This is a genomic window from Pseudomonas sp. GM_Psu_1, from assembly GCF_026544185.1.
Taxonomy (GTDB): Bacteria; Pseudomonadota; Gammaproteobacteria; order Pseudomonadales; family Pseudomonadaceae; genus Chryseomonas; species Chryseomonas oryzihabitans.
The window spans coordinates 1-23,149 of sequence record NZ_JALNUX010000020.1; the positions used below are offsets into that span (position 1 = coordinate 1).

A 23,149-nucleotide genomic window follows, 5' to 3' on the forward strand; every position below is an offset into this window, starting at 1 on the left:
AAGAAAGTCGAACGGAGTTCGGGATGCCGTTGCTGAAACTGCTGAGTGATGGAAAATTTCATTCCGGCGTCGAGCTTGGTGAAGCCTTGGGCGTCTCCAGAAGTGCCATCTGGAAGCGGCTGAAGACGCTGGAAGATGACTTGGGCGTCGAGGTGTTCAAGGTTCCGGGACGGGGTTACCGCCTGGAGGAGCCCCTGTCGCTGCTCGATGCCGAGCGGATCACGCAGGAGGGCGGTTGGCCGGTAACGGTCCTGGCCTCCATAGACTCCACCAATGCCGAGGCGCAACGCCGTCTGCCGCAGCAGCAACCGCCATTCGCCTTGCTGGCCGAGCATCAGCAGGCCGGTCGTGGTCGTCGTGGCCGCGCCTGGGTCAGCCCCTATGGCAAGAATCTCTATCTCACCGCCGTGGTCTCCAGCCCGGGCGGGATCCAGAAACTGCAGGCCCTGAGCCTGACCATGGGTCTGGCGGTGATCCTTACCCTGCAACAGCTGGGCGTCGAGGACGCCTGCCTGAAGTGGCCCAACGACGTCCTGGTCCGGGGGCGCAAGCTGGCCGGCATCCTCATCGAGTTGTCGGGTGATCCGCAGGACGTCTGCCAGGCCATCATCGGTATCGGCATCAACGTCAACATGCGCCTCGCCGACAACATCGATCAGCCGTGGATCTCCATGGCCGAGGCCTTGGGCGGTCTGCAGGACCGCAACCAGGTCGCCAGCCTGCTGCTCCGGGAAATCGACAGTCTGTGGCAGATTCATCGCCGGTCCGGATTCGCCGCCCTGCGCAGCGAGTGGGAGCGTTATCATGGCTGGCAAGGTCGAGCGGTAACCCTGTCTTCGGGGGTTCGCTGTATCCAGGGCACAGTGGCAGGAGTTGCCGAAGATGGGGCTATTCTCATGCATGTAGACGGTCAGACGCAGGCATTCAGCGGTGGCGAATTGAGCCTGAGCCTAGATCATGATTCTTGAACTCGATTGCGGTAACAGCCTCATCAAGTGGCGCCTGCTCGCGGCCGGTGCCGAGGTGGTGGATACCGGCATCGTCGACAGCGACGACGCCCTGATCGCGGCGCTTTCCCAGTCGGACAGTCCTGCCCTGGCGGCCTGCCGGCTGGTCAGCGTGCGCAGCGACGAAGAGACCCAGCAGCTCAAGGAGCGGCTCACCGCCACCTTTGGCATCGCCTGTCACCAGGCCCTGCCGGTCGAGTTGTGGAATGGCGTGCGCAATGGCTATCGTGACCATCAGCGTCTGGGCATGGATCGCTGGCTGGTGATCCTGGCCGCGGTGCAGTTGGCCGAGGGCAAGGCCTGCGTGGTCCTGGACCTGGGGACGGCGGTCACCGCAGATCTGGTCGATGCCCAGGGCGAGCATCAGGGAGGGTTCATCTGTCCGGGGATTCCGTTGATGCGTCGGGAACTGCAGACCCATACCCGTCGGATCCGCTACGATCCACATTGGGCCAGTGGTGAACGCTACGAGGCGCCTGGACGCACGACCATCGAGGCCGTGGAGCGTGGGTGTCTGTACATGCTCAAGGGGTTCGTCCGTACCCAGTACGAACTGGCTCAGGAAATGTTCGCCGAAGGTTGCGAGATCTTTCTGACCGGGGGTGACGCGGAACTGGTCAAACATGTCGTTCCGGGCGCGCGGATTGTGCCCGATATGGTGTTTGCTGGATTGGCTTTGGCGTGTCCGCTCGAGAACGAATGATGCGTTGGTTGTTTCTGCTATTGGTGGTACTGAACGTTTTCTACTACATATGGCACCAACAGCAGGTGCCGTTGCTGGGTAAGGAAATCGCCCCTCTGGCGCTGTACAAAGGCGAGCGTGAGAACATTCGCCTGTTGAACGAGACGGCATCTGGTGACGCTGCGCGGCGTCAGTGACGGCGGTACCCTTCGATGAGGAGCGAAGATGCTGACGCTAGGTAATCTCTGCCTGTTGCTGGGCGCGGTCGGCATTGGTCTGTGGTTCTGGCATGCCCATGGCATTCGCGAGCGCGCGCTGCTGCTGGCCGAGCAGGAGTGTCGCCGCCGCAAGGTGCTGCTGCTCGATGGCGCCGTGGCTTTCTCGCGCTTTCGCTGGCTGGCCGATGCCCAAGGACGCAAGCGCCTGGCGCGACTGTTTTCCTTCGAATTCACCGTGACGGGAGAGGAGCGGCTCGACGCCTCTCTGGCCCTGTTCGGCAAGACCCTGGCCAAGGTCGAATTCGCCCCCTTCGTGGTACCCGAGGTCGAACGCCCGACGGCCGATTCGGTAGTGGCTTCGGCGCCTGCCTATCAGGCCAAGCCCGAGCATGGCCAGGTGGTCTATCTGGACCAGTGGCGGCAGCGCCAGCGTACCGAGACCAATCGGCGGCAAGAGCCGGAGTAGTCCGGCATACCTGCTTTCGACAGCTTTCCCTTCCCCCATCCCGACGCTCAGCACCGCTGCTCCGCTCCGGCTTTTTCGTTTCTCTTCATGTGATCCCTGATGTTCAGCCCTCTCGTTACCTTTCCTGCGCTCTATTTCGCCACCCTCCTGATGCTGGCCGGCTCCGGTCTCTTCACCACCTATATCGGTCTACGACTGACCGAGCAGGGGGCGGGGGACCTGTGGACCGGCGCCCTGATGGCGGCCTATTACTTCGGGCTGGTGTGCGGCGGCAAGTTCGGCCATCGGCTGATCGCCAGTGTCGGCCATATCCGTTCCTATGTGGCCTGCGCCGGTGCGGCGACGGTCACCGTGCTCATCCATGCCCTGATCGATGACCTGAACGTCTGGATCGCGCTGAGATTCGTCATGGGCGTGGTGATGATGAATCAGTACATGGTGATCGAGAGCTGGCTCAATGAGCAGGCGGAGAATCACCAGCGTGGCAAGGTGTTCGCCGGCTACATGGTGGCGGTGGACCTGGGGCTGGTGATCGGCCAGGCGCTGCTGGCCTGGCATCCGCAACTCGACTACAAGCCGCTGCTGCTGGTGGCCATCTGCTTCGCCTCCTGCCTGATTCCCCTGGCCATGACCCGGCGGGTGCACCCGGCCAAGCTGGTGGCGGCACCGCTGGAGATCCGTTTCTTCTGGCAGCGGGTGCCCCAGTCCCTGGTGACCATCTTTACCGCGGGGCTGCTGGTGGGGGGCTTCTATGGCCTGGCGCCGGTGTTCGCCAGTCGCAGTGGCCTGGATACGGCGCAATCGAGCTTCTATGTAGGGTTGTGCATCGTCGCGGGGTTCTGCGCCCAGTGGCCGCTGGGCTGGCTGTCGGATCGCCTCGATCGCTGCAAGCTGATCCGCGCCAATGCGGTGTTGCTGTGCCTGGCGGCGGTACCGCTGTGGGGATTGATCACCTTGCCCTATCCCTGGCTGCTGGCCGCGGGCTTCGTCTCGGGCATGCTGCTGTTCACCCTCTATCCGCTGGCGACGGCCTTTGCCAACGACCATGTCGAGCCCGAGCGGCGCGTGGAGTTGTCGGCGATGCTGCTGACCACCTATGGCGTGGGTGCCTGTATCGGACCGCTGCTGGCCGGTGCGGCCATGGAGCATTTCGGCCCGGGCACCTTCTATGTGCTGACCTCGGCCTATGCGGTGATTTTGATCGTCTTCGTGCAGCCCCGCTTCGTCAGTGGCGAACACCGGCTGGACGAGGCGCCGCTGCATCACGTGGCCATGCCGGATACGGTGAGTCCGATGGCGGCGGCACTGGATCCGCGCATCGACGAGGTGCCGCAGGAGCTGGTGGTGGAGGCGCCGGCCAGTATCGGGCCGGGTGGCGAGAAGAGCCACTGAGCGAGCCCGGCGCAAGGCCGGGCAGGAAGGGACGGCTAGGACTCAGGCCTGGCGGGTCTGGCCGGCCTTGATCAGGCGGTCGAGGGTCTGGGCCGAACCGTTTTCGGCCAGGGCATCATCCTGCAGGCGATGCTGCTGACGGTCGATCAGCCGACCCATGGGACGCTGGCTGGATTCTTCGGCCACCGTATCGTCACCGAGGCGCTGCTGCTGGTCTTCGATCACCTGGCCCAGGGGGCGCAGGCTGGATTCCTCGGCGATCCGGCGTTCCTGCACCTGGCGTTGCTGCTGCTTGATGACTTCACCCAGGGGACGCAGGCTGGATTCTTCGGCCAGGGTGCGCTGCTGCAGGCGCTGCTGCTGTTGCTTGATCAGCTGGCCCAGCGGGCGCTGGCTGGATTCCTCGGCGACCTGGGTGGCGGCGCTGGGGGTGAAGGCGAAGTCCTGGGCGAAGGTGTTCAGGGCCAGGGCGGTCAGGGCGAAACCGAAGGCGATACGCAGGTTCATGATGGTGTCCTCTGGGGAAACTGTGCTGGAGTGAGTTCAGTATCCCGAGCAGGACCGCTCGAAAAAAATAGACTGGCGAGATAGTGACTATCAGCGCCGTCGATGCCTTTCAGGAAGTCTCTAGCCTCCCGTCGATGATTCCTCCTTTTCCGCTTCGCTCAGGTGCGCGCCGCCGAACAGCTCGCGCAAGGCGGCGGCATAGTCGCGCGTGCCTATCACCATGCTGTTGGAGTGGGTCCCGCCGGGGACCAGCAGCAGGCGCTTGGGCGGCCGGGCCGCCGCATAGAGGGCTTCGCTGAAGCGGGGAGGGACATAGCGATCGTCGCTGCCGTGGACGATGAGCACCGGGATATGGATGTCCGGGATCTTGTCCAGGGAATCGAATTTCTCCGACATCAGCCAGCGCAGGGGAAAGCGGGTGTCGACCACCGCCGAGGCGGCATCGGCCAGGGTGGTGAAGGTGGATTCGATGATCAGACCGGCCGCGGCGGGGTAGTCGCCGGTGGGATCCCCGTCGCCGGCGATGCGCCAGGCCAGGTCCACCGCCACGGCGCCGCCCAATGAGTGGCCGTAGATGTATCTCTTGCGGGGATCCGGCTGCAGGCTCTGCAGGTGCTTCCAGGCGACCCGGGCGTCCTGGTAGACGCTGCGTTCGGAGGGCACGTCGCCAGGACTTTCGCCAAAGCCGCGATAGTCGATGGCCAGCACCGAATAGCCGAGTTGCCGAAGGGTGGCGATGCGCCGGACCTGGGCGGTGAGATTCCAGCGGGTGCCGTGCAGATAGAGCAGGGTGGGGGCGTCCGGACGGCGGGCGGGCCACCACCAGGCGTGCAGGTAGTCGGTGCCGGTCAGGCCGTCCGGCACCGGCAGGTTGAACTGGCGGACGCCTTCCGGCACGCCGGTGAACCAGCTGGCATTGCCCGGCTCGATGCTGAATACCCACTGGCGTTCGCGATAGGCCAGTTCCGAGTAGCCATAGGGGACCCCGACCCCGACCAGCAGGGTGACGAAGAGCAGCGGGATTAGGCGACGGCGGAGCAGGGTGGCGAGGGACATGGCTTTCTCTGGATACCGGAAGACGCAGGGTAGGGGCATTCGTCGCCTGGCGCGAACCCCCGTTTCGGTTGGACAGTCATCCTAGAGACAGCGACTGCAGTGACCCCCAACCTGAGGTGAGCCATGAGTGCGACGGCCAAGAAGAGCGATCCCGAACTCTGGGAAAAGGTGAAGAAAGAGATTACCGAGGGCGACAAGGGCGGCAAGCCCGGTCAGTGGTCGGCGCGCAAGGCGCAACTGGCCTCCCAGGAGTATCAGAAGCGCGGTGGTGAATACCAGGGCGGCAAGGGCAAGGACAATCATCTGCAGCAGTGGACCGACGAGAAGTGGGACACCCGCTCCGGCAAGAAGTCCGAGGAGACCGGCGAGCGCTATCTGCCGGAAAAGGCCCGGGACTCCCTGAGCAAGGAAGAGTACCAGCGCACCACCGCCAAGAAGCGCCGTGACACGCGCCGCGGCAAGCAGCATTCCAAGCAGCCGGCCGACGTGGCGCGCAAGACGGCGGCGGCGCGTGAGTCGGGCCTGGCCGGTCTGACCAAGGACGAGCTGATGAAGCGTGCGGCGCGTCGCGAGGTGCGGGGCCGGTCGCGCATGAAGAAAGACGAACTGGTGAAGGCGTTGCAAAAGGCAGGTGAAAAATGAGCACCAAGAAGGCTTCCAACGACGACAAGAAAGACGACAAGAAAGAGGTACGCAGCGAGTTCAAGCAGGTGGTCAACATGACCCCGAGCCAGCTGCGCAAATGGCTCAGCGGTGACACCAGCAAGGGCGTGGGCATGACCAAGGGTGGCAAGAAGGTCAAGGCCGCCAACGATGGCAAGGCGGTCGGTCATGCCATGGGTGAGCGCATCCTCGAGCTCAAGGGCAAGCGCCAGGCCGAGCTGGAAGACGACGACTACAAGGCCATGCGCAAGGTCATCGGCTATGTGCATCGCCACCTCAAGCAGCGACCGGACGGCGACATCGAAGACTCGCGCTGGCGCAAGTCGCTGATGAACTGGGGCCATGACCCCCTGCGTGACAAGCGCAGCGCCTGATCCCGACGAACCGCAGCCCAGGCTGCGGTTTTTCTTTTCATGCAGAGTGACTGGCCGAATTTGTGTGCAACTGTGACGCCGCAGCGCGGGCGCAAAGGAGTAGGGTAGCCGCCTAACTATCTGAATGCGTTCAAGGAGTTGTCGATGGCACCCCGGGATCTGTTGCTGGCACTGGTCGTCATTCTGGCCTGGGGGGTGAACTTCGTCGTCATCAAGCTCGGCCTGCATGGCGTGCCGCCCATGCTGCTGGGCACCCTGAGATTCTGTCTGGCGGCCTTTCCGGCCATCCTCTTCGTGCGGCGTCCCCAGGTGTCCTGGCGACTGCTGCTGGCCTACGGCTTGACCATATCCCTGGGTCAATTCGCCTTCCTGTTCTCGGCCATGTACGTGGGCATGCCGGCGGGGCTGGCCTCGCTGGTCTTGCAGGCCCAGGCCTTCTTCACCCTGGCATTCGCGGCGACCTTTCTCGGTGAGAAGGTGCGCCGGGCGAGCCTGGTCGGGCTGCTGGTGGCGGCGCTGGGCCTGCTGCTGATCGGTACAGAGCATGGCGTCACCATGACCCTGGCCGGCTTCCTGATGACCCTGGCGGCGGCGGCCATGTGGGGGTTGGGCAATATCGTCACCAAGAAGATCGGCAAGGTGGACATGCTCGGCCTGGTGGTCTGGGGCAGCCTGATTCCGCCCATTCCCTTTTTCCTGCTGTCGCTGCTACTGGAAGGTCCCGAGCAGATCGCCACGGCGCTGACTTCGCTGTCGGCCGGTTCGATCTTCGCCATCGTCTACCTGGCCTTTATCGCCACCCTGGTCGGCTACGGCATCTGGAGTCGGCTGCTGTCACGCTATCCGGCCGGCCAGGTGGCGCCCTTTTCCCTGCTGGTGCCGGTGGTGGGGCTGACCTCGGCCGCCGTGTTGCTCGGTGAGCAGATGACCCTCCAGCAGGAGGTGGGTGGCGTGGCGGTCATGCTCGGCCTGCTGATCAACGTCTTTGGCGGCCGCTGGCTGGATGCCAGGAGCAAGATGTCATCCAGTGCATGATGTTGCACGTTCGTAAATGATTGTGCATGATCTGCTGATCCTCTTGGAGTATCAGCCATGACTGCCATTCACCTTCCCGAAGAACGCCAGGCCGCGATCTTGGCCCTGCTGCGCGAACAGGGCCGGGTCCTGTCCGCCGAGTTGGCCGCGACCTGGGGCATTTCCGAAGACAGCGTGCGTCGCGACCTGCGTGAGCTGGCCCGCCAGGGGCTGTGCCGCCGGGTGTATGGCGGGGCGCTCTCGCTGCTGACGCCACCGGAGGCGCTGCCGACGCGTATCGGCCAGGACGAGGCGGCCAAGCAGACGCTGGGCCTGGCCGCGGCCAGGCTGGTGCAGCGCGGGCAACTGCTGTTGCTGGATGCCGGCTCGACCAATCTGGCCATCGCCCAGGCGCTGCCCACGGATCTCGACCTGACCGTGGCCACCAATGCGCCGGTGATCGCCGCGGCGCTGCTGCAGCGCCCGGGCATCCGGGTGCTGATGATCGGCGGCCTGGCCGCGCCGGAATCGGGTGCCTGCCTGGGTGCCCGGGCGCTGCGCGATCTGCGCGGCGTGCGCGCCGATCTGGCCTTTCTCGGGACCTGCGCCCTGGCGGTGGAAACCGGGGTGACCGGCTTCGACCTGGAAGAAGCCGAATTCAAGGTGGCCGTGGCCGAGCAGAGCGGTCAGGTCGCCGTCGCGGTGACCGCCGAAAAGCTCGACAGCGTGGCCTTCTATCACGTGCTCCGCCTCGATCAGCTGAACCACCTGGTGCTGGAACCGGGGCTGAGCGAGGAGCGTCTGCAACCCTATCGTGACGCCGGCCTGCAACTGCATTCGCTGGCCAGCGACCGCTAGCCCAAGGATCGCCATGACTTCCGCCGTTTTGCGTCGCCAGCGCCGCGCCACCTTTACCGTCTTTCTCGCCAACGGCTGCGGGATCGGCGGCTGGGCGGCGGCCATTCCCGAACTCAAGCGCGATCTGCTGCTGGGCGACGGCCAGCTGAGTCTGGTGCTGTTGGCGGTCGCCCTCGGCGCCCTGCTGACCATGCCCTTCGCCGGGGTGCTGGTGCCGCGCCTGGGAGGGACCGGCCGCCTTACCCGCCTGGGCATCCTGACCTTCGTGCTGGTGCTGAGCGGGCCCGGGGTGGCGCCGTCGCTGGGCTGGCTGCTGCCCTGCGCGCTATTGCTCGGCGCCTGCAACGGACTGATCGACGTGGCCATGAACGCCCATGCCAGCGATGTGGAAAGCCGCTGGAACGGTCCGCTGATGTCGTCCTTCCATGCCGCCTTCAGCCTGGGCGGCTTTCTCGGCGCCGGCCTGGGGGCCCTGGTGCTGCACCTGGGCGCCTCGGCGCTGGCGGTACTGCTGGCCGCCGCCCTGGTGGCGCTGGTGCTGGCCTTGCCCGCCGCCCTGGCGCTGGACGAAGGCGATCGCAGTCCGGTCAGTCATGCCCTGCGCCTGCCGGATCGGCGAGTGCTGGCACTGGGGCTGATCGCGCTGGGCTGCCTGATGCTGGAAGGCGCCATGACCGACTGGAGCGCCGTCTACCTGGGCCAGGTGGGCGGGGCGAGTCCGGTGGTGGCCACCCTGGGCTATGCGGCCTTTTCGCTGACCATGCTGGTGGGCCGGCTGTTCGGCGACGGCATCCGCGGCCGCTTCGGCGGTCCTCGGGTGATCGTAGGCGGTGCCCTGCTGGCGACCCTGGGCCTGGCCCTGGCGGTCCTCCTGCCGGCGCCCGGGACCGCGATCCTCGGCTTCGCCCTGGTCGGCCTGGGCCTGTCCAACGTGGTACCGGCGGCCTTCAGCGCCGCCGGCCAGGTGGCCGAGACACCGGCTGCCGGCATCGCCATGACCGCCACGGCCGGCTATCTCGGCTTTCTGCTCGGTCCGCCGCTGATCGGCGCCGTGGCGGGGCAGGTGGGCCTGCGCGGCAGCCTGCTGCTGCTGACCCTGATCGGGGTGGCGGTGGCGCTGCTGGCACTGCGTCAGCGCAAGACATGATGTCTATCCAGGGAACCCCGCTGCGCTGAGCAGACCCAAGAGGGAACGGAAATCCAAGGAGGCGGCCATGACGCGCCCACGCAAGATCCTCGCCTGGCTGCTGGGAATCATCCTGCTGCTGCTCGTAGTGCTGGTGGTGGTGCTCGCCACCTTCGACTGGAATCGGCTCAAGCCGACCATTAACGAGCAGGTGTCGAGCGCCTTGCACCGCCCCTTCGCCATCGAGGGCAACCTGGGCGTGGTCTGGCACCGCGAGCCGGATCAGGGCGGCTGGCGCGCCTGGATTCCCTGGCCGCACATCGCCGCCGAAGACCTGACCCTGGGCAACCCGGACTGGGCCAAGGAAAAGACCTTCGTTCACCTCGACCGGGTGCAGCTGCGGATCTCGCCGCTGGCGCTCTTGGCCAAGCAGATCTATATCCCGCGCATCGACCTCACGGGGCCGGTGGTCAATGCCCAGCGGCTGGCCGATGGCCGCAACAGCTGGACCTTCGAGACCGCCGAGAAGGACCCCAAGGCCGAACCCTCGGCCTGGACCGTGGACATCGGCACCATAGGCTTCGACGCCGGCCAGGTCGGCTTCGACGATGCCCAGACCGCCACCCGGCTGCGCGCGCGGATCACCTCCCTGGACGCCCCCATCGCCTATGCCGACCTGGTGGGCAAGCAGGGCACCTCGCGCCAGCGCTCCCACGTCAAGCAGACCCAGCCCTTCCAGTTCGCCCTGGCGGTGGAGGGCAGCTACAAGCAGGTGCCGGTCAGTGGCCGTGGCCAGATCGGCGGACTGCTGGCGCTGCAGGACGCCGATGTGCCTTTCCCCATCCAGCTCGATGCCCGGGCCGGCGAGACCCGCGTCCAGGTCTTTGGCACCCTGACCGATCCGCGGCGCCTGGGCGCCCTGGATCTGCACCTGGTGTTGGAAGGCAAGAGCCTGGCGCAGCTCTATCCGCTGACCGGGGTCACCCTGCCGGAGACGGCGCCCTATGCCACCGACGGCCATCTCACGGTCAAGCTCAATGATCCGGCGGGCGTGCGCTTCAGCTACGAAGACTTCAATGGCCGGGTCGGCAAGAGCGACCTGCACGGCGAGGTGCTGTTCACCGGCGGCAAGCCACGGCCCAAGCTCAGTGGCACCCTGCGCTCCGATCAGCTGCTGTTCGAGGACCTGGCGCCGCTGATCGGCGCCGATACCAAGGAACAGCAGGCGGCCAAGGGCGAGACCAGCAAGCAGCCGGCGGACAAGGCCCTGCCGGTCTCCGAATTCCGCACCGAGCGCTGGCGCGCCATGGATGCGGACGTGCGTTTCACCGGCAAGCGCATCGTGCAGAACGCGCAGCTGCCGATCACCGATCTCAACACCCACGTGCGCCTGACCGATGGCGTGCTGCTGCTCGACCCCCTGCGTTTCGGCGTGGCCGGGGGTGATCTGAACACCACGGTGCGCCTGGAAGGCGACAAGACGCCCCTGCAGGGGCGGGTCGATCTGCATGTGCGCCGGGTCAAGTTGAACCAGCTGTTCCCCACCGTGGAGACCATGAAGCGCAGCATGGGCGAACTCAATGGCGATGCCACCCTGAGTGGCACTGGCAACTCGGTGGCGGCGTTGCTTGGCACCAGCAACGGCGAACTCAAGCTGCTGATGAACGACGGCCGCATCAGCCGGAGCCTGATGGAGCTCGCCGGACTCAACGTCGGCAACTATCTGGTCGATCGGCTGTTTGGCGATGACGAGGTGGAGATCAATTGCGCGGTCGCCGATCTCGATTTCAAGAAGGGCCTGGTGCAGCCCCAGGTCTTCGTGCTCGACACCGAGAACGCCCTGATCAACATCACCGGCACCATCAACCTGGCGAGCGAACGACTGGATCTCACCGTCGATCCCCACAGCAAGGGCCTGCGCATCTTCTCGCTGCGCTCGCCGCTCTATGTGCGTGGAACCCTGAAGAATCCATCGCCAGGGGTGAAGGCGCTGCCGCTGGCGGCCCGCGGCGCGGCGGCGGCACTGCTCGCCACCTTCGCGGCGCCGGCCGCTGGCCTGCTGGCACTGGTGGCGCCGAGCAACGAGCAGGGCGCCCAGTGCAGCACCCTGTTGCAGCAGATGCGCGCAGGGCGTTGAACTCTTGCGCTAGAGCGGGTTCGCGGTACTTGACAGACGACCGTTCGGCGGCGTCTGACGGGCGGAAAAGAACCGCTCTGGTTGCCCGGGCTCTATAGAAATAACCCGAGTCGGGCAGCCTTTTCGCGGAGACCTCTCATGCGTGACGACACCGATAGCCAATACGAAATCCACTACAAGTTGCTGGGCGAAAGCTATACCGACCGTATCAGCAATCTCGACGTACCCATCACCGACGTGGTCCGCGAACTGGCTTGCCGGCACCTGGATGCGATCAACGACGAGCGCTTCCACCTGGCCGATATCGAGTCCGGTCAGGCGCTGGTGGCGCTGCACGATGTGTCCATCCATCGCGTCTCGCCGGAAGCGCCATGAAGCGCCTGCTAAGCGGTGGATTGCTGGCCCTGACCCTGCTGGGGCTGACGGCCTGTTCCACCGAGACGGTGGTGACCCTGCAGGACGGTACCCAGTACATCACCGAAGATCGTCCCAACACCAAGACGGCCGACGGCTTCTATGAATTCACCGACGTGGCGGGTCGTCATGTCCGGGTGAAGGCAGCCGACGTGGCCACCATCAAGGCGGAAGACTAGCCAGGAGACTGCCATGCCCCGCGGCGACAAGTCCAAGTACAGCGACAAACAGGAACGTAAGGCCGAACACATCGAGGAGAGCTACGAGAAAAAGGGCGTCTCCAAGGAGGAAGCCGAAGCGCGGGCCTGGGCGACGGTGAACAAGCAGTCCGGCGGTGGTGAAAAGGCGGGCTCCGGCAAGAGCAAGAGCGGTACTGCCAAGCGCGCGGATCGCAAGGACTCCGCACGGCGGGCGGTGGCCACCAAGCAGGGCCAGTCGCCCAACAGCGGGCGGGCCTCGGCACGGCGTTCGCGCAGCGGCAGCACCTCGCTCAGCGACATGACCCGCGACGAACTGGTGAAGAAGGCCGCCGAGCAGGATATTCGTGGTCGTTCGCGGATGAAGAAGGACGAGTTGATTCGTGCCTTGAGCTGACAGTCGAACACGCAAGAAAAAGCCGGACCTGGTCCGGCTTTCTTTTTGCCTGGCGCCTCAGCTGGGCAGCAGCCGGCAGGTGAGGCTCTTGATGTAGCGGGTCTCCGGGATCGCCGGGTGTACCGGGTGATCCGGGCCCTGGGCACCGCGTTCGAGGATCTGCAGGTTGCGGTCCAGATGGCGGGCGCTGCCGAGCAGGATGTTCTGCAGGTCGTCTTCGGGCAGGTGCATGGAACAGGAGGCACTGACCAGGATGCCGTCCTTGTTCAGCAGGCGCATGGCCTGTTCGTTGAGGCGGCGATAGGCGGCCTCGCCGTTCTTCAGGTCCTTGCGCTTCTTGATGAAGGCCGGCGGGTCGGCCACGATGACGTCGAATTTCTCTTCGCCGGCCTTGAGTTCCTTGAGCGCCTCGAAGACATCGCCTTCGACGCAGACCAGCCTTTCCGCCAGGCCGTTGAGGGTGGCATTGCGCTCCACGCCGTCGAGGGCGAAGCCCGAGGCATCCACGCACATGACCTCGCTGGCGCCAAAGGCCGCGGCCTGCACGCCCCAGCCGCCGATGTAGCTGAACAGGTCGAGCACCCGCTTGCCTTCGACATAGGGCGCCAGGCGCGCCCGATTCAGACGGTGGTCATAGAACCAGCCGGTCTTCTGGCCTTCGCGCACCGGCGCCTCGAAGCGCACGCCGTTCTCTTCCAGCGCCACCCAGTCGGGGACCTCGCCATAGGCCACTTCCACGTAGCTGGAAAGGCCCTCGGCCGCGCGGGCGCTGCCGTCGTTCTTCCACAGCACGCCGTGGGGCTTGAACACCTGCAGCAGGGCGGCCAGGATGGCGTCGCGCTGGCGCTCCATGGTCGCCGAGGCGATCTGCACCACCAGGATGTCGTTGAAGCGATCCACCACCAGACCCGGCAGGAAATCGGAATCGCCATAGACCAGGCGATAGCAGTGGCTGCCGAACAGCCGCTCGCGCAGGCTCAGGGCGACCTTGAAGCGGTGCACCAGCAGCGACTTGTCCAGCAGGTAGCCGGTGTCGCGGGAGAACAGGCGGGCGCAGATCAGGTTGTTGGGCGACAGCGCCACCAGGCCCAGCGGCTTGCCGCTGGTGGTTTCCAGGATGGCCTGATCGCCCGGCTCGAAGGCGGTCAGCGGGGTGGCGACGACGTCCACCTCGTTGCTGTACACCCAGAGGTGCCCGGCGCGCAGACGGCGGTCGGCATTGGCTTTGAGGCGCAGGCGAGGCAGGGTCATGAAGGTCTCCGGCGAAGGGGGCAAAAGCGCGGAATTATAGCGCAAAGCCACCCGCCCGGGCCGGCCGTCAGTCCCGCTGGCTGACCTCGATGTCGCTCAGTCCGGCTTCCTGGGCGCGCCGGGCGATGCTCGGCTGGGCATGGCGTTCCCAGGGCGCATCCACCACCACCTGGGGTTCCTCGACGTGCTTGATCAGCAACTGCAGCACGGCTTCCTCTTCGGTGACCGGCTCGAAGCTCTCCAGGTCGTGGGTGAGGGGCTCGCCGTTGAAGCGGTAACTGATCTGGTAGTGGTGCAGGGTATGCATGGACTCGATCTCGGCAGCGGGGAGATAGAAAGATGGACCCCACAAGCCCTCGGCGGTTGCGTCAGCCGCCGAGGGTATCGAGGATCGGACACTCGGGGCTGGCGTCGCCATGGCAGCAGGAGACCAGCTCGCCGAGGGTGCTGCGCAGGCGGGTCAGTTCGGCGATCTTCAGATCCAGCTCGGCGATGTGCCGCTTGGCCAGCGCCTTGACGTCGGCACTGGCGCGTTGCCGGTCCTGCCAGAGGCTGAGCAGCTGGCGGATCTCTTCCAGACTGAAGCCCAGCTCCCGCGAGCGGCGGACGAAGGCCAGCACCCGCAGGTCTTCGGCGCCGTACTGGCGATAGCCGCTGTCGGTCCGTCCGGCGGGGGCCAGCAGGCCGATCCGCTCGTAGTAGCGCAGCATCTTGGCGGTGAGCCCGCTGGCCTTGGCGGCCTGACCGATGTTCATGAGGGGAGGTCTCCGGACGGGCGCCAGCGGCCGAGCAGCAGGGCATTGGCCAGGACACTGACGCTGGAAAAGGCCATGGCGGCGCCGGCATAGACCGGGTCGAGCAGACCCAGGGCGGCCAGCGGCAAGCCGATGACATTGTAGATGAAGGCCCAGAACAGATTCTGGCGGATCTTGCGTTGGGTGCGGCGGGCGATGTCCAGCGCCGCGACGACCTGGCGCGGGTCCTCCTGCAAGAGGGTGATGCCGGCCGCGTGGCGCGCGGCGGCGGTGCCCGAGCCCATGGCGATGCCCAGTTCGGCGGCGGCCAGCGCCGGGGCGTCGTTGAGGCCGTCGCCGACCATGGCCACGCCGCCCCGGGTCGCCTGCAGCCGGGCCACCAGGGCCGCCTTGTCGGCGGGCAGCACCTCGGCCTCCCACTGGGTGATGCCCAGGGCCGCGGCCACCTGGCGGGCGCTGCCACGGTTGTCACCGGTCAGCAGCCAGCTGTCGATGCCATCGCAGCGTAGCTGGGCGATGGCCGCGGCAGCACCCGGGCGCAGCGCATCGCCAAAGGCCAGCAGCCCCAGCACCCGCGGCTGGCCGCCGCCTTCCAGCAGCCAGGACAGGGTCAGCCCCTGGTCTTCCCAGGCGCGAGCGGCCTCGACCAGGGGGCCGGCGTCCAGCTGTTGTTCGGCCAGGAGCCGCGCATTGCCCAGCAACAAGGCGCGACCCTGCCAGCTGCCCTGGAGGCCACGACCGGGCAGGGCGCGGATGTCTTGGGCGGGTGGGGTGTCCAGGCCGCGGTCACGACAAGCCCGCAGCACCGCCGCGGCCAGGGGATGCTCGCTGCCGCGTTGCAGGCTGCCGGCCAGGCTCAGCAAGTCGGCTTCCTCGATGCCGGGGGCCGTGGCCAGCTGGCAGAGGCGCAACTGGCCGGCGGTCAGGGTGCCGGTCTTGTCGAAGACCACGGTGGTGATGCCCTGGGCACGCTCCAGGGTCTCGGCGTCCTTGATCAGGATGCCGTGACGCGCCGCCACCCCGGTACCGGCCATGAGGGCGGCGGGGGTGGCCAGTCCCAGGGCACAGGGGCAGGCGATGACCAGCACCGCTACGGCCGCGAGCAGACTGGGCTCCAGGGGGTGGCCGCTCAGCAGCCAGCCGAGCAGGGTGACCAGGGCCAGGCTCACCACCACCGGCACGAACACCCGGCTGATCCGATCCACCAGCTGCTGGATGGGCGCCTTGGTGGCCTGGGCGTCTTCCACCAGGCGGATGATGCCGGCCAGCACCGTCTCGCCACCCAGGGCGGTGACCTCGATCTGCAGATTGCCCTCGCCGTTGATGGCGCCCCCCACCACCTCGTCACCGGGGCCCTTGGCGACCGGGCGGCTTTCGCCGGTGAGCAGGGCTTCGTCCACCTGGCTTTCGCCCTGCAGGATGCGGCCGTCGGCGGGGATGCGCTCGCCCGGGCGCAGCTGCAGGCGGTCGCCCAGGCGCAGGCGATTCAGGGCGACCTCTTCTTCCTGGCCGGCCGCATCCAGGCGCCGGGCGCTTTCCGGGCGCAGGGCTTCCAGGGCGCGCAAGGCCGCGCCGGTGCGGCGCTTGGCGCGGGTCTCCAGGTATTTGCCCAGGCGCACCAGGGCGATGACCATGGCCGCCGTCTCGAAATAGAGATGGGGGCTGTCCTTGACCAGCCAGAGATAGAGGCTCAGCCCATAGGCGGCGCTGGTGCCCAGGGCGACCAGCACATCCATGTTGCCGCTGCGGGCGCGCAGGGCATGCCAGGCACCGCGATAGAAGCGCGCGCCGACGATGAACTGCACCGGCGTCGCCAGCAGGAATTGCAGCCAGGCGGGCGGCATCAGGTGCCAGCCGAAGGGCGCCAGCAGCATGGGCAGGATCAGCGGTGCGGTCAGCAGCAGCGCCAGGGTCAATTCGAGATGCTCCCAGGGCACCCCCTGCCGCGCCGGGGCTGAACGCTCGTCTTCGGCGCGGCGATCCTGGGCGCCGTAGCCGGCGCCTTCCACCGCGGCGATCAGCGCCTGCGTCTCGACCGCGGCCAGGGTCCTGATCCGGGCTCTTTCGCTGGCCAGGTTGACCTCGGCGGCCAACACTCCGGGCACCGCACGCAGGGCCTTTTCGATCCGCCCGGCGCAGTTGGCGCAGCTCATGCCGGACAGCGCCAGGTCATGCTCGGCCTCGGCCACCCGGTAGCCGGCGGCGGTGACGGCTTCGGCCAGCGCCGGCGCCGCGTCACCCGGTGCGCTGACGCGGGCCTTTTCGCTGGCCAGGTTGACGCCGGCCGCGCTGACCGCCGGGACCTTCTGCAGGGCGCGCTCGACCCGACCGGCGCAGGCCGCGCAGGTCATGCCGCTGATGGAGAGTTCGAATTCGTGCATGGGCACCTCCTGATAACAGTGTTGACCTTGACCTCGGGTCAAGGTCAACACTGGAACCCGGTCCTGGCGCTGGCGTCAGGAGAAAGAGGTCAAGACAGACAGGAGCAGACCATGCATGTCATCAAGGTGATCGGAATGAGTTGCGCCCACTGCGTGAGCGCCATCGAGGCCGCGGTCCTCAAGGTGGACAATCGCGCCCGGGTGGAGGTGGATCTGCAGGCGGGCGAGGTGCGCATCGACAGCGCCGAGGTGGCTGCGCCCTTTCGCGTGGCCATCGAGCAGGCGGGCTATACCGTCGGCGACTGAACCCAGTCGCGCACGATGGCGCGGAAGAAGGTGGTGAACACCTGATCGGCGGCCAGCAGCGGGGCGAAGGTCTGTTCGTCGCGCAGCAGGTCCGAGAGGGTGCCGAGAAACAGGCTGTGCAGCATCCGGCTGGCCAACTGCGGCGTCACGCCCGGCTGCAGGCGATGCGCCTGGGCGGTGAAGAGGGCGTCGGTGATGCGGATGAACTGCCGCAGGAACTGCAGATCGCGCTCCTCGGCCTCGCGCAGCTCCTCGGTGAATTCGCAGCGGTGCAGCATGATGGTCATCACCCGCTGCTCCCGGCCGGGCTGGGTGAATTTCGTCATGCCTTCGATGCACAGCTTGAACAGCCGTTGCAGGCTGTCTTCCTCGCCGTCGACGCGCAGGCGCTCGGTCAGTTCGTCGGCCGGGATCCTTATCTGGCTAAGCATTTCGTGGAACAGGTGGGCCTTGTTCTGGAAATGCCAGTACACTGCACCCCGGGTGACGCCGCATTCGCGGGCGATCATTTCCAAGCTGGTACGCGCCACGCCATTGGTCAGGAACAGGGCTTCCGCCGCATCGAGAATGGCTTGGCGGGTCTGTTCGGCTTCTTCTTTCGTACGACGCATGGGCGATCTGACTGGCAGTGGGTCTGCCACGCAGTCTAGCGCGCCTCGCCGCTTTTACAAACATGATTGTATGTAACTGCGTGACACTTCCGCTTCCATCGGATCAGGCTTCATGACCTTTCGCTTATTGTTGATTCTCGGGGCCCTCTCGGCCTTCGCCCCCTTCGCCATCGACATGTACCTGCCCAGCTTCCCGTCGCTGGCCCGGTCGTTCGCCACCGATATCGAACACGTGCAGCTGAGTCTGGCGGTGTATTTCGCCGGTCTCGCCAGCGGCCAGCTGTTCTATGGCCCCCTGGCGGACCGCTTCGGCCGCCGCCTGCCGCTGCTGATCGGCATCGGCCTGTTCTGCCTGGCGTCGGTGGGCTGCGCCCTGGCGCCCAGCCTGCCCTGGCTGATCGCCGCGCGTTTCGTCCAGGCCCTGGGCGGCTGCGCCGGCATGGTGATCGCGCGGGCCGTGGTACGGGATCTCTGCGAGCCGATGGCCGCGGCGCGGGCCTTTTCGCAGATCATGCTGGTGACCGGCATCGCGCCCATCATCGCGCCCTTCGCCGGCAGTCTGCTGCTCAGCACCTTTGGCTGGCAGGCGATCTTCGTCAGCCTGGCGCTTTTCGCCGCCGCCTGCGGCACCGCGGTGGCGCTGTGGCTGCCCGAATCCCTGCCGGCGCATCATCCGCGGCCGCCGCTGCGAGGTGCCCTGCGCAACTACCTGCGGCTGCTGCGCGATCGCACCTTCATCGGCCACACCCTGACCGGCGGCATCGCCATGGCCGGCATGTTCGCCTACATCTCCGGTTCGCCCTTCGTGCTGATCGAGCTCTATGGCGTCGCGCCCGAGCACTACGGCTGGGTCTTCGGCCTCAACGCCGCCGGCTTCATCCTGCTCGGGCAGCTCAATGCCCGCCTGGTGGTCCGCCAGGGACCGGCCTTCTGGCTGCGCCGCGCGGTGGTCGCCTATGCCGCGGCGGGGCTGATCCTGTTGCTGGTCGGGGCCTTCCAGCCCAAGGCGCTGCCGGTGCTGATGATCCCGCTGTTCTGCGCCATCGCCCTGCTCGGCGGCATCGTGCCCAACGCCTCGGCCTGCGCCCTGGCCGGGCAGGGCGCCAATGCCGGCAGTGCCTCGGCGCTGATGGGCAGTCTGCAATTCATCCTCGCAGCGCTGGCCTCCAGCAGCGTGGGCGCGCTGCACAATGGCACCGTGGTGCCCATGTGCGCGGTATTGGCGCTCTGCGCGGTGGCCACCGCGCTCATGGCGCGCTGGACCCACAGCCGCACGCCTGCCTGAAGCGGAGTGGATTTTTCCCGGTCGGGCGGGTCAGATAGGCGAACCCTCACACTTCCAGGGACGCCGACATGACCTTCGCCTACTGGTGCATCTTCCTCGTCTACCTCGTGCCCTATGGCGCGGCCTACTACGCCAAGTTCAAGGGCAGCGGCTTCACGCCTGATGACAACCGGGATCCGCGCAGCTTTCTCGGCAAGCTGGAAGGGGCCCGGGCCCGGGCCAACGCCGCCCAGCAGAACGCCTTCGAGATCAATCCGCTGTTCGCCGCCGCGGTGATCGTCGCCCACGTCACCGGTGGCGCCGAGCAGGGCACCATCAACTTCTGGGCTTTTCTCTTCCTGCTCAGCCGTATCGCCTACACCTGGCTATACATCCGCGATCATGCCACCCGCCGCTCGCTGGTCTGGGCCGGCGGCATGTTCTGCTGCCTCTGCCTGTTCATCGCCGCGGCCTGAGTGCACCGTCGCTGCCGGTCTTGACCGGCAGCGACGGCTGTAGCTTCATTAGCGCCCTATCTTTCTCGGCTGGCCGCCTGCATGACGTCTCCTTCGCCCGCCCAGCAGGTGCTGGCACACTTCGCTCAGCTCGCCCAAGCCCGTGGCTACACCCTGGATGCCGCGCAACAGGCCGCAATCGACCGTTTCGCCCAGCTTGCCGACGAGCTCCTGCGCCCACGGCTGTTCCGCCGCCAGGCGCCACGCAGTCTCTATCTCTGGGGGCCGGTAGGCCGTGGCAAGAGCTTTCTGCTGGACGGCTTCTTTGCCGCCCTGCCATTCGCCGAGAAGCGCCGGGTGCACTTCCATGCCTTCTTTCGCGAACTGCACGAGCGGATGTTCCGCCAGCCGCCCGGCGGTGATGCCCTGGCCGCCAGCCTGGACGAACTGCTCGACGGTTGCCGACTGCTCTGCTTCGATGAATTCCATGTGCATGACATCGGCGACGCCATGCTCATCACCCGGCTGTTCAAGGCCTTGTTCAGCCGCGGCGTGGTGCTGATCACCACCTCCAACTATCCGCCCGAGGGGTTGCTGCCCAATCCCCTCTACCACGAGCGCTTCCTGCCGGCGATCAGGCTGATCGAGACGCGCATGGACATCCTCTCGGTGGCCGGTCCCCAGGACTATCGCGGCGCCAGTCCCGCCGAGCCCGATCCCTTCGGCGTCGGCGCCTATCTCTGGCCTGGCACTCCGGCACAGCGCCAGGCGCTGGGATTGCCGCCCCTGGCGCAGACACGCGTGGAGGTACCGGTCGGGCATCGCAGCCTGCCTGCCGTCAGCGCCGCGGATGGGCTGCTGCACTTCAGCTTCGCCGATCTCTGCGAAGGCCCCACCGCGGTCCTCGACTACCTGACCCTGAGCGAAAGCTGGCAGCGCTGGCTGCTGGACGCCGTGCCGCCGCTGCGCGACGCCAGTCCCGCCGCCCGGCAGCGGTTCATCAATCTGGTGGATGTGCTCTACGACCGGCGCCTGGCGCTGTTCCTGGTCAGCGCCGCGCCCCTCGACGAAACCCTGGCCGACAGCGACATCGCCGACATGTCGCGGACGCGCAGCCGGCTGTCCCAGCTGCGGCAGATCGGACCGGATTAACGCTCGGCCTTCAGCTGCGCACCTTCCAGATGCCAGCGGCGCTGCTCGGCCGAGGCGCCGTCGACGTCGTTGACCCGACGTAGTTGATAGCGGCCGCTGAAGGTCTGGCGGGTGCCGTCGACCAGGCGCGCCCTGACCGTCACCGGGACGCTGACATGGCTCGAACCGGCCGCCCCCTCGACCGGGCCCGGTTGGCCGAGGGTCACCTGCACGCTGCGGGTCCTGGCATAGCCCTGGCGGAATTTCTCGTAGCTGTTGCCTGGCTGGCCGTCCGGGCCCCACTGCTGCCAGGCGGTGCCGTAGTCCCGGGCATCCAGTGCCCGGTAGTACCGCTGGACCACGGCGGCCGCCGCCTCGGCGCTGCTGGGCAGCGGACCACAACCCGGCTCCCTGGCCGCTTCGCCATCGCCGAACAGCGCGCAGCTGCGGGCGATCTCGTCCTGCATCAGGGCGCAGCTGTTGGCGGCGTTGCACGGCGGATGGGTGGCGGGGGAGAGCGCCCGGCAGCGGGTGGCCAGGGCCTGGGCCGGCTGTCGCCCGATTTCCTGGGCGCAACTGCGCGGTGAAGGCTCCGCAGCGGCCAGGGCGCCAGCGGCGAGGGGCAGCAGCAAGACAGGGCAGAGCAGCCAGCGGGGGGGCATCGACGCGATCCTCAGGCAAAGCCCCAGCCTAGCAGGCCGGGTCTCTGTTGAAAAAAAGCCCGTGGCGGTCATCCGTCGTCTGGCCACCTAGCTGACGTAAAAACGTCATGCAGGCGGCGCAGGGTGGGTGGATCCCGTGTCGGAGTTCGCCCCATGCCTTCGTCCAGTCCAGCCGCTTCCCTGTCGCCGCTGTCCCATCCCCTGCACAGTTCGCGCAAACCCGGTCCGCTGCGGATCGTACTGTTCATCGTGCTGCTGCTGACCGGTCTGGCGGTGACCCTCGGCGGTATCCACAACGACGTCAGCGATACTCAGTCCCCGCCCACCACCTGGCTGCCCTTCGCTGGCCTCGCGCTGGCGCTGGTGATCGCCCTCGGCTTCGAATTCGTCAACGGCTTCCACGACACCGCCAACGCCGTGGCCACCGTCATCTACACCCACTCGCTGCCGCCCAATGCGGCGGTGCTCTGGTCCGGCTTCTGCAACTTCCTCGGGGTGCTGTTCTCCAGCGGCGCGGTGGCCTTCAGCGTCATCGCCCTGTTGCCGGTGGACCTGGTGGTGGAGATGGGCGCGGGCAAGGGCTTCGCCATGATCTTCGCCCTGCTCATCGCCGCCATCATCTGGAATCTCGGCACCTGGTGGCTGGGCTTGCCGGCGTCCTCGTCCCATACCCTGATCGGCTCCATCATCGGCGTCGGCCTGATGCACGCCTGGCTGGGCGGCCTGGATGGCAGCAGCGGGGTGGACTGGGGCCAGGTGGCCAAGGTCGGCTATGCGCTGCTGTTCTCACCGCTGATCGGCTTCGTCTGCGCGGCGCTGCTGCTGGTGCTGCTCAAGCGGATCGTGCGCGACCAGACGCTGTACCAGGAGCCAAAAAGCGCCGAGCCACCGCCGCCGTGGATCCGCGGCCTGCTGATCCTGACCTGCACCGGGGTGTCCTTCGCCCACGGCTCCAACGACGGCCAGAAGGGCATGGGGCTGATCATGCTGATCCTGGTCGGTGCCCTGCCGACCGCCTATGCGCTCAATCGAGCGGTACCCGCCACCGCGACGCCGGCCTTCGCCGCCGTGGCCGAGGTCACCGCCAGCGGGCTGCGCCAGGCGGCGCCCCAGGCCGCACCAGCCGATCCCCATGGGGTGCTGCTGGAATTCGTGCGCAAGCGGCAGAGCAATCCCGAGGTGCTGCCTGCGCTCGCGGCCATCACCGACGACATCGCCCGCGAGGTGCGCCAGTACGGCGCCCTCAACAACGTCCCGGCGCAAAGCATGCCCAACGTGCGCAACGCCATGTACCTGGCTTCGGAATCCATCCGCCTGCTGGAAAAGGAGCACCTGCCGCGGCTGGCGCCCAAGGCGCAGGAGGATCTCCGGGAATTCAAGCGGCAGATCGACCAGGCCACCCGTTTCATCCCGCTGTGGGTCAAGGTGGCGGTGGCCATCGCCCTGGGCCTGGGCACCCTGGTCGGTTGGCGGCGCATCGTCATCACGGTCGGCGAGCGTATCGGCAAGACCCACCTGACCTATGCCCAGGGCGCCTCGGCGGAGCTGGTGGCCATGGGCACCATCGGCGCGGCGGACGCTTTCGGCCTGCCGGTTTCCACCACCCATGTGCTCTCGTCCGGGGTGGCCGGGACCATGGCCGCCAACGGTTCCGGACTGCAGTGGGCGACGGTGCGCAATCTGCTGCTGGCCTGGGTGCTCACCCTGCCGGTGGCCATGGCGCTGTCCGCTTCACTCTACTGGCTGCTGGTGCAGCTGTTCTAAGAGCCTGATCAAAATCTGCTGCGCGTCGGCCAAACTGCGTTGAAAATGGCCTGGAAGGCCA

At 66.9% G+C, this 23,149-nt stretch carries 27 protein-coding genes; 19 read left to right on the forward strand and 8 right to left on the reverse strand.

What is annotated here, in order from left to right; genetic code table 11:
- Window positions 1–23: 23 nt before the first annotated feature.
- The 5 genes from birA to OXS31_RS22065 all read left to right on the forward strand — a co-directional run bounded on the left by birA (window position 24) and on the right by OXS31_RS22065 (window position 3,765).
- Entirely contained in the window at window positions 24–968 is a 945-nt protein-coding gene (gene birA / locus OXS31_RS22045; protein WP_267402102.1) for a bifunctional biotin--[acetyl-CoA-carboxylase] ligase/biotin operon repressor BirA, read from the forward strand.
- Window positions 958–1,710: a type III pantothenate kinase gene (locus tag OXS31_RS22050; RefSeq protein WP_267402052.1), complete on the forward strand. Its 753-nt coding sequence runs from the start codon at window positions 958–960 to the stop codon at window positions 1,708–1,710. The genes birA and OXS31_RS22050 overlap by 11 nt, the downstream gene beginning before the upstream one ends.
- Entirely contained in the window at window positions 1,707–1,886 is a 180-nt protein-coding gene (locus tag OXS31_RS22055) for a hypothetical protein (protein WP_037006863.1), read from the forward strand. The genes OXS31_RS22050 and OXS31_RS22055 overlap by 4 nt, the downstream gene beginning before the upstream one ends.
- Window positions 1,887–1,914: 28 nt before the next feature.
- The gene (locus OXS31_RS22060) at window positions 1,915–2,373 is read left to right on the forward strand and encodes a DUF3301 domain-containing protein (RefSeq protein WP_007162609.1); all 459 of its coding nucleotides are present in this window, start codon (window positions 1,915–1,917) and stop codon (window positions 2,371–2,373) included.
- 99 nt (window positions 2,374–2,472) lie between these two features.
- Window positions 2,473–3,765, forward strand: coding sequence for an MFS transporter (locus OXS31_RS22065; protein WP_027601354.1), 1,293 nt, complete (start codon window positions 2,473–2,475; stop codon window positions 3,763–3,765).
- 42 nt (window positions 3,766–3,807) lie between these two features.
- Here the strand turns inward: OXS31_RS22065 and OXS31_RS22070 are convergent, their stop codons facing one another.
- Both OXS31_RS22070 and OXS31_RS22075 read right to left on the reverse strand, forming a co-directional pair.
- The gene (locus tag OXS31_RS22070) at window positions 3,808–4,272 is read right to left on the reverse strand and encodes a hypothetical protein (protein ID WP_042138274.1); all 465 of its coding nucleotides are present in this window, start codon (window positions 4,270–4,272) and stop codon (window positions 3,808–3,810) included.
- A gap of 120 nt (window positions 4,273–4,392) precedes the next feature.
- A complete protein-coding gene (locus OXS31_RS22075; protein WP_267402053.1) occupies window positions 4,393–5,328 on the reverse strand; it encodes an alpha/beta fold hydrolase in 936 nt (311 codons plus the stop codon).
- A 123-nt stretch (window positions 5,329–5,451) separates the two neighbouring features.
- Between OXS31_RS22075 and OXS31_RS22080 the strand changes: the two genes are divergently transcribed.
- From OXS31_RS22080 to OXS31_RS22120, 9 genes are all read left to right on the forward strand, one after another.
- Entirely contained in the window at window positions 5,452–5,970 is a 519-nt protein-coding gene (locus tag OXS31_RS22080; protein WP_007162605.1) for a hypothetical protein, read from the forward strand.
- On the forward strand, window positions 5,967–6,365 hold the full coding sequence (locus OXS31_RS22085; protein ID WP_007162604.1) for a DUF3140 domain-containing protein: 399 nt from the start codon (window positions 5,967–5,969) through the stop codon (window positions 6,363–6,365). Before OXS31_RS22080 ends, OXS31_RS22085 begins: the two co-directional genes overlap by 4 nt.
- Before the next feature lie 144 nt (window positions 6,366–6,509).
- Window positions 6,510–7,400 carry an EamA family transporter gene (locus OXS31_RS22090; RefSeq protein WP_267402054.1) on the forward strand — a complete coding sequence of 297 codons (891 nt, stop codon included), beginning with the start codon at window positions 6,510–6,512 and terminating at the stop codon, window positions 7,398–7,400.
- Window positions 7,401–7,457: 57 nt separating this feature from the next.
- Entirely contained in the window at window positions 7,458–8,237 is a 780-nt protein-coding gene (locus OXS31_RS22095) for a DeoR/GlpR family DNA-binding transcription regulator (protein ID WP_027601351.1), read from the forward strand.
- A 13-nt stretch (window positions 8,238–8,250) separates the two neighbouring features.
- The gene (locus tag OXS31_RS22100; protein ID WP_074585000.1) at window positions 8,251–9,384 is read left to right on the forward strand and encodes an MFS transporter; all 1,134 of its coding nucleotides are present in this window, start codon (window positions 8,251–8,253) and stop codon (window positions 9,382–9,384) included.
- Window positions 9,385–9,451: 67 nt separating this feature from the next.
- A complete protein-coding gene (locus OXS31_RS22105; RefSeq protein WP_267402056.1) occupies window positions 9,452–11,500 on the forward strand; it encodes an AsmA family protein in 2,049 nt (682 codons plus the stop codon).
- 138 nt (window positions 11,501–11,638) lie between these two features.
- Window positions 11,639–11,875, forward strand: coding sequence for a hypothetical protein (locus tag OXS31_RS22110; protein ID WP_007162599.1), 237 nt, complete (start codon window positions 11,639–11,641; stop codon window positions 11,873–11,875).
- Window positions 11,872–12,093 (forward strand): YgdI/YgdR family lipoprotein, encoded by a 222-nt coding sequence (locus OXS31_RS22115; RefSeq protein ID WP_042138265.1) that lies wholly within the window; start codon window positions 11,872–11,874, stop codon window positions 12,091–12,093. Before OXS31_RS22110 ends, OXS31_RS22115 begins: the two co-directional genes overlap by 4 nt.
- A 13-nt stretch (window positions 12,094–12,106) precedes the next feature.
- Window positions 12,107–12,508 carry a Rho termination factor N-terminal domain-containing protein gene (locus OXS31_RS22120; RefSeq protein ID WP_027601347.1) on the forward strand — a complete coding sequence of 134 codons (402 nt, stop codon included), beginning with the start codon at window positions 12,107–12,109 and terminating at the stop codon, window positions 12,506–12,508.
- A gap of 57 nt (window positions 12,509–12,565) precedes the next feature.
- Here OXS31_RS22120 and OXS31_RS22125 read toward each other — a convergent pair whose 3' ends face one another.
- From OXS31_RS22125 to OXS31_RS22140, 4 genes are all read right to left on the reverse strand, one after another.
- On the reverse strand, window positions 12,566–13,759 hold the full coding sequence (locus OXS31_RS22125; RefSeq protein WP_007162596.1) for a class I SAM-dependent rRNA methyltransferase: 1,194 nt from the start codon (window positions 13,757–13,759) through the stop codon (window positions 12,566–12,568).
- Between the two features lie 67 nt (window positions 13,760–13,826).
- Window positions 13,827–14,066 carry a hypothetical protein gene (locus OXS31_RS22130; protein ID WP_027601346.1) on the reverse strand — a complete coding sequence of 80 codons (240 nt, stop codon included), beginning with the start codon at window positions 14,064–14,066 and terminating at the stop codon, window positions 13,827–13,829.
- Between the two features lie 61 nt (window positions 14,067–14,127).
- On the reverse strand, window positions 14,128–14,514 hold the full coding sequence (gene cueR, locus OXS31_RS22135) for a Cu(I)-responsive transcriptional regulator (RefSeq protein WP_007162594.1): 387 nt from the start codon (window positions 14,512–14,514) through the stop codon (window positions 14,128–14,130).
- Window positions 14,511–16,895, reverse strand: a complete 2,385-nt coding sequence (locus OXS31_RS22140) for a heavy metal translocating P-type ATPase (RefSeq protein ID WP_267402066.1) — start codon at window positions 16,893–16,895, stop codon at window positions 14,511–14,513. The genes cueR and OXS31_RS22140 overlap by 4 nt, the downstream gene beginning before the upstream one ends.
- 111 nt (window positions 16,896–17,006) lie before the next feature.
- Here OXS31_RS22140 and OXS31_RS22145 point away from each other — a divergent pair, with 111 nt between their 5' ends.
- On the forward strand, window positions 17,007–17,201 hold the full coding sequence (locus OXS31_RS22145) for a cation transporter (RefSeq protein ID WP_115945807.1): 195 nt from the start codon (window positions 17,007–17,009) through the stop codon (window positions 17,199–17,201).
- Here the strand turns inward: OXS31_RS22145 and OXS31_RS22150 are convergent.
- Window positions 17,183–17,812 carry a TetR family transcriptional regulator gene (locus OXS31_RS22150; RefSeq protein WP_027599073.1) on the reverse strand — a complete coding sequence of 210 codons (630 nt, stop codon included), beginning with the start codon at window positions 17,810–17,812 and terminating at the stop codon, window positions 17,183–17,185. The two genes, OXS31_RS22145 and OXS31_RS22150, sit on opposite strands and share 19 nt — an antisense overlap.
- 112 nt (window positions 17,813–17,924) lie before the next feature.
- Between OXS31_RS22150 and OXS31_RS22155 the strand changes: the two genes are divergently transcribed.
- The 3 genes from OXS31_RS22155 (at window position 17,925) to zapE (ending at window position 20,683) form a co-directional block, all read left to right on the forward strand.
- On the forward strand, window positions 17,925–19,097 hold the full coding sequence (locus OXS31_RS22155; protein ID WP_181086212.1) for a multidrug effflux MFS transporter: 1,173 nt from the start codon (window positions 17,925–17,927) through the stop codon (window positions 19,095–19,097).
- A 68-nt stretch (window positions 19,098–19,165) separates the two neighbouring features.
- On the forward strand, window positions 19,166–19,552 hold the full coding sequence (locus OXS31_RS22160) for an MAPEG family protein (RefSeq protein ID WP_027599071.1): 387 nt from the start codon (window positions 19,166–19,168) through the stop codon (window positions 19,550–19,552).
- Window positions 19,553–19,633: 81 nt separating this feature from the next.
- On the forward strand, window positions 19,634–20,683 hold the full coding sequence (gene zapE / locus OXS31_RS22165; protein ID WP_074584995.1) for a cell division protein ZapE: 1,050 nt from the start codon (window positions 19,634–19,636) through the stop codon (window positions 20,681–20,683).
- Here zapE and OXS31_RS22170 read toward each other — a convergent pair.
- A complete protein-coding gene (locus OXS31_RS22170) occupies window positions 20,680–21,324 on the reverse strand; it encodes a hypothetical protein (RefSeq protein ID WP_267402073.1) in 645 nt (214 codons plus the stop codon). The genes zapE and OXS31_RS22170 overlap by 4 nt on opposite strands.
- A gap of 153 nt (window positions 21,325–21,477) precedes the next feature.
- On the opposite strand from OXS31_RS22170, the gene OXS31_RS22175 reads away from it, so the two are divergent.
- Entirely contained in the window at window positions 21,478–23,088 is a 1,611-nt protein-coding gene (locus tag OXS31_RS22175; protein WP_267402075.1) for an inorganic phosphate transporter, read from the forward strand.
- Window positions 23,089–23,149: the final 61 nt, after the last annotated feature.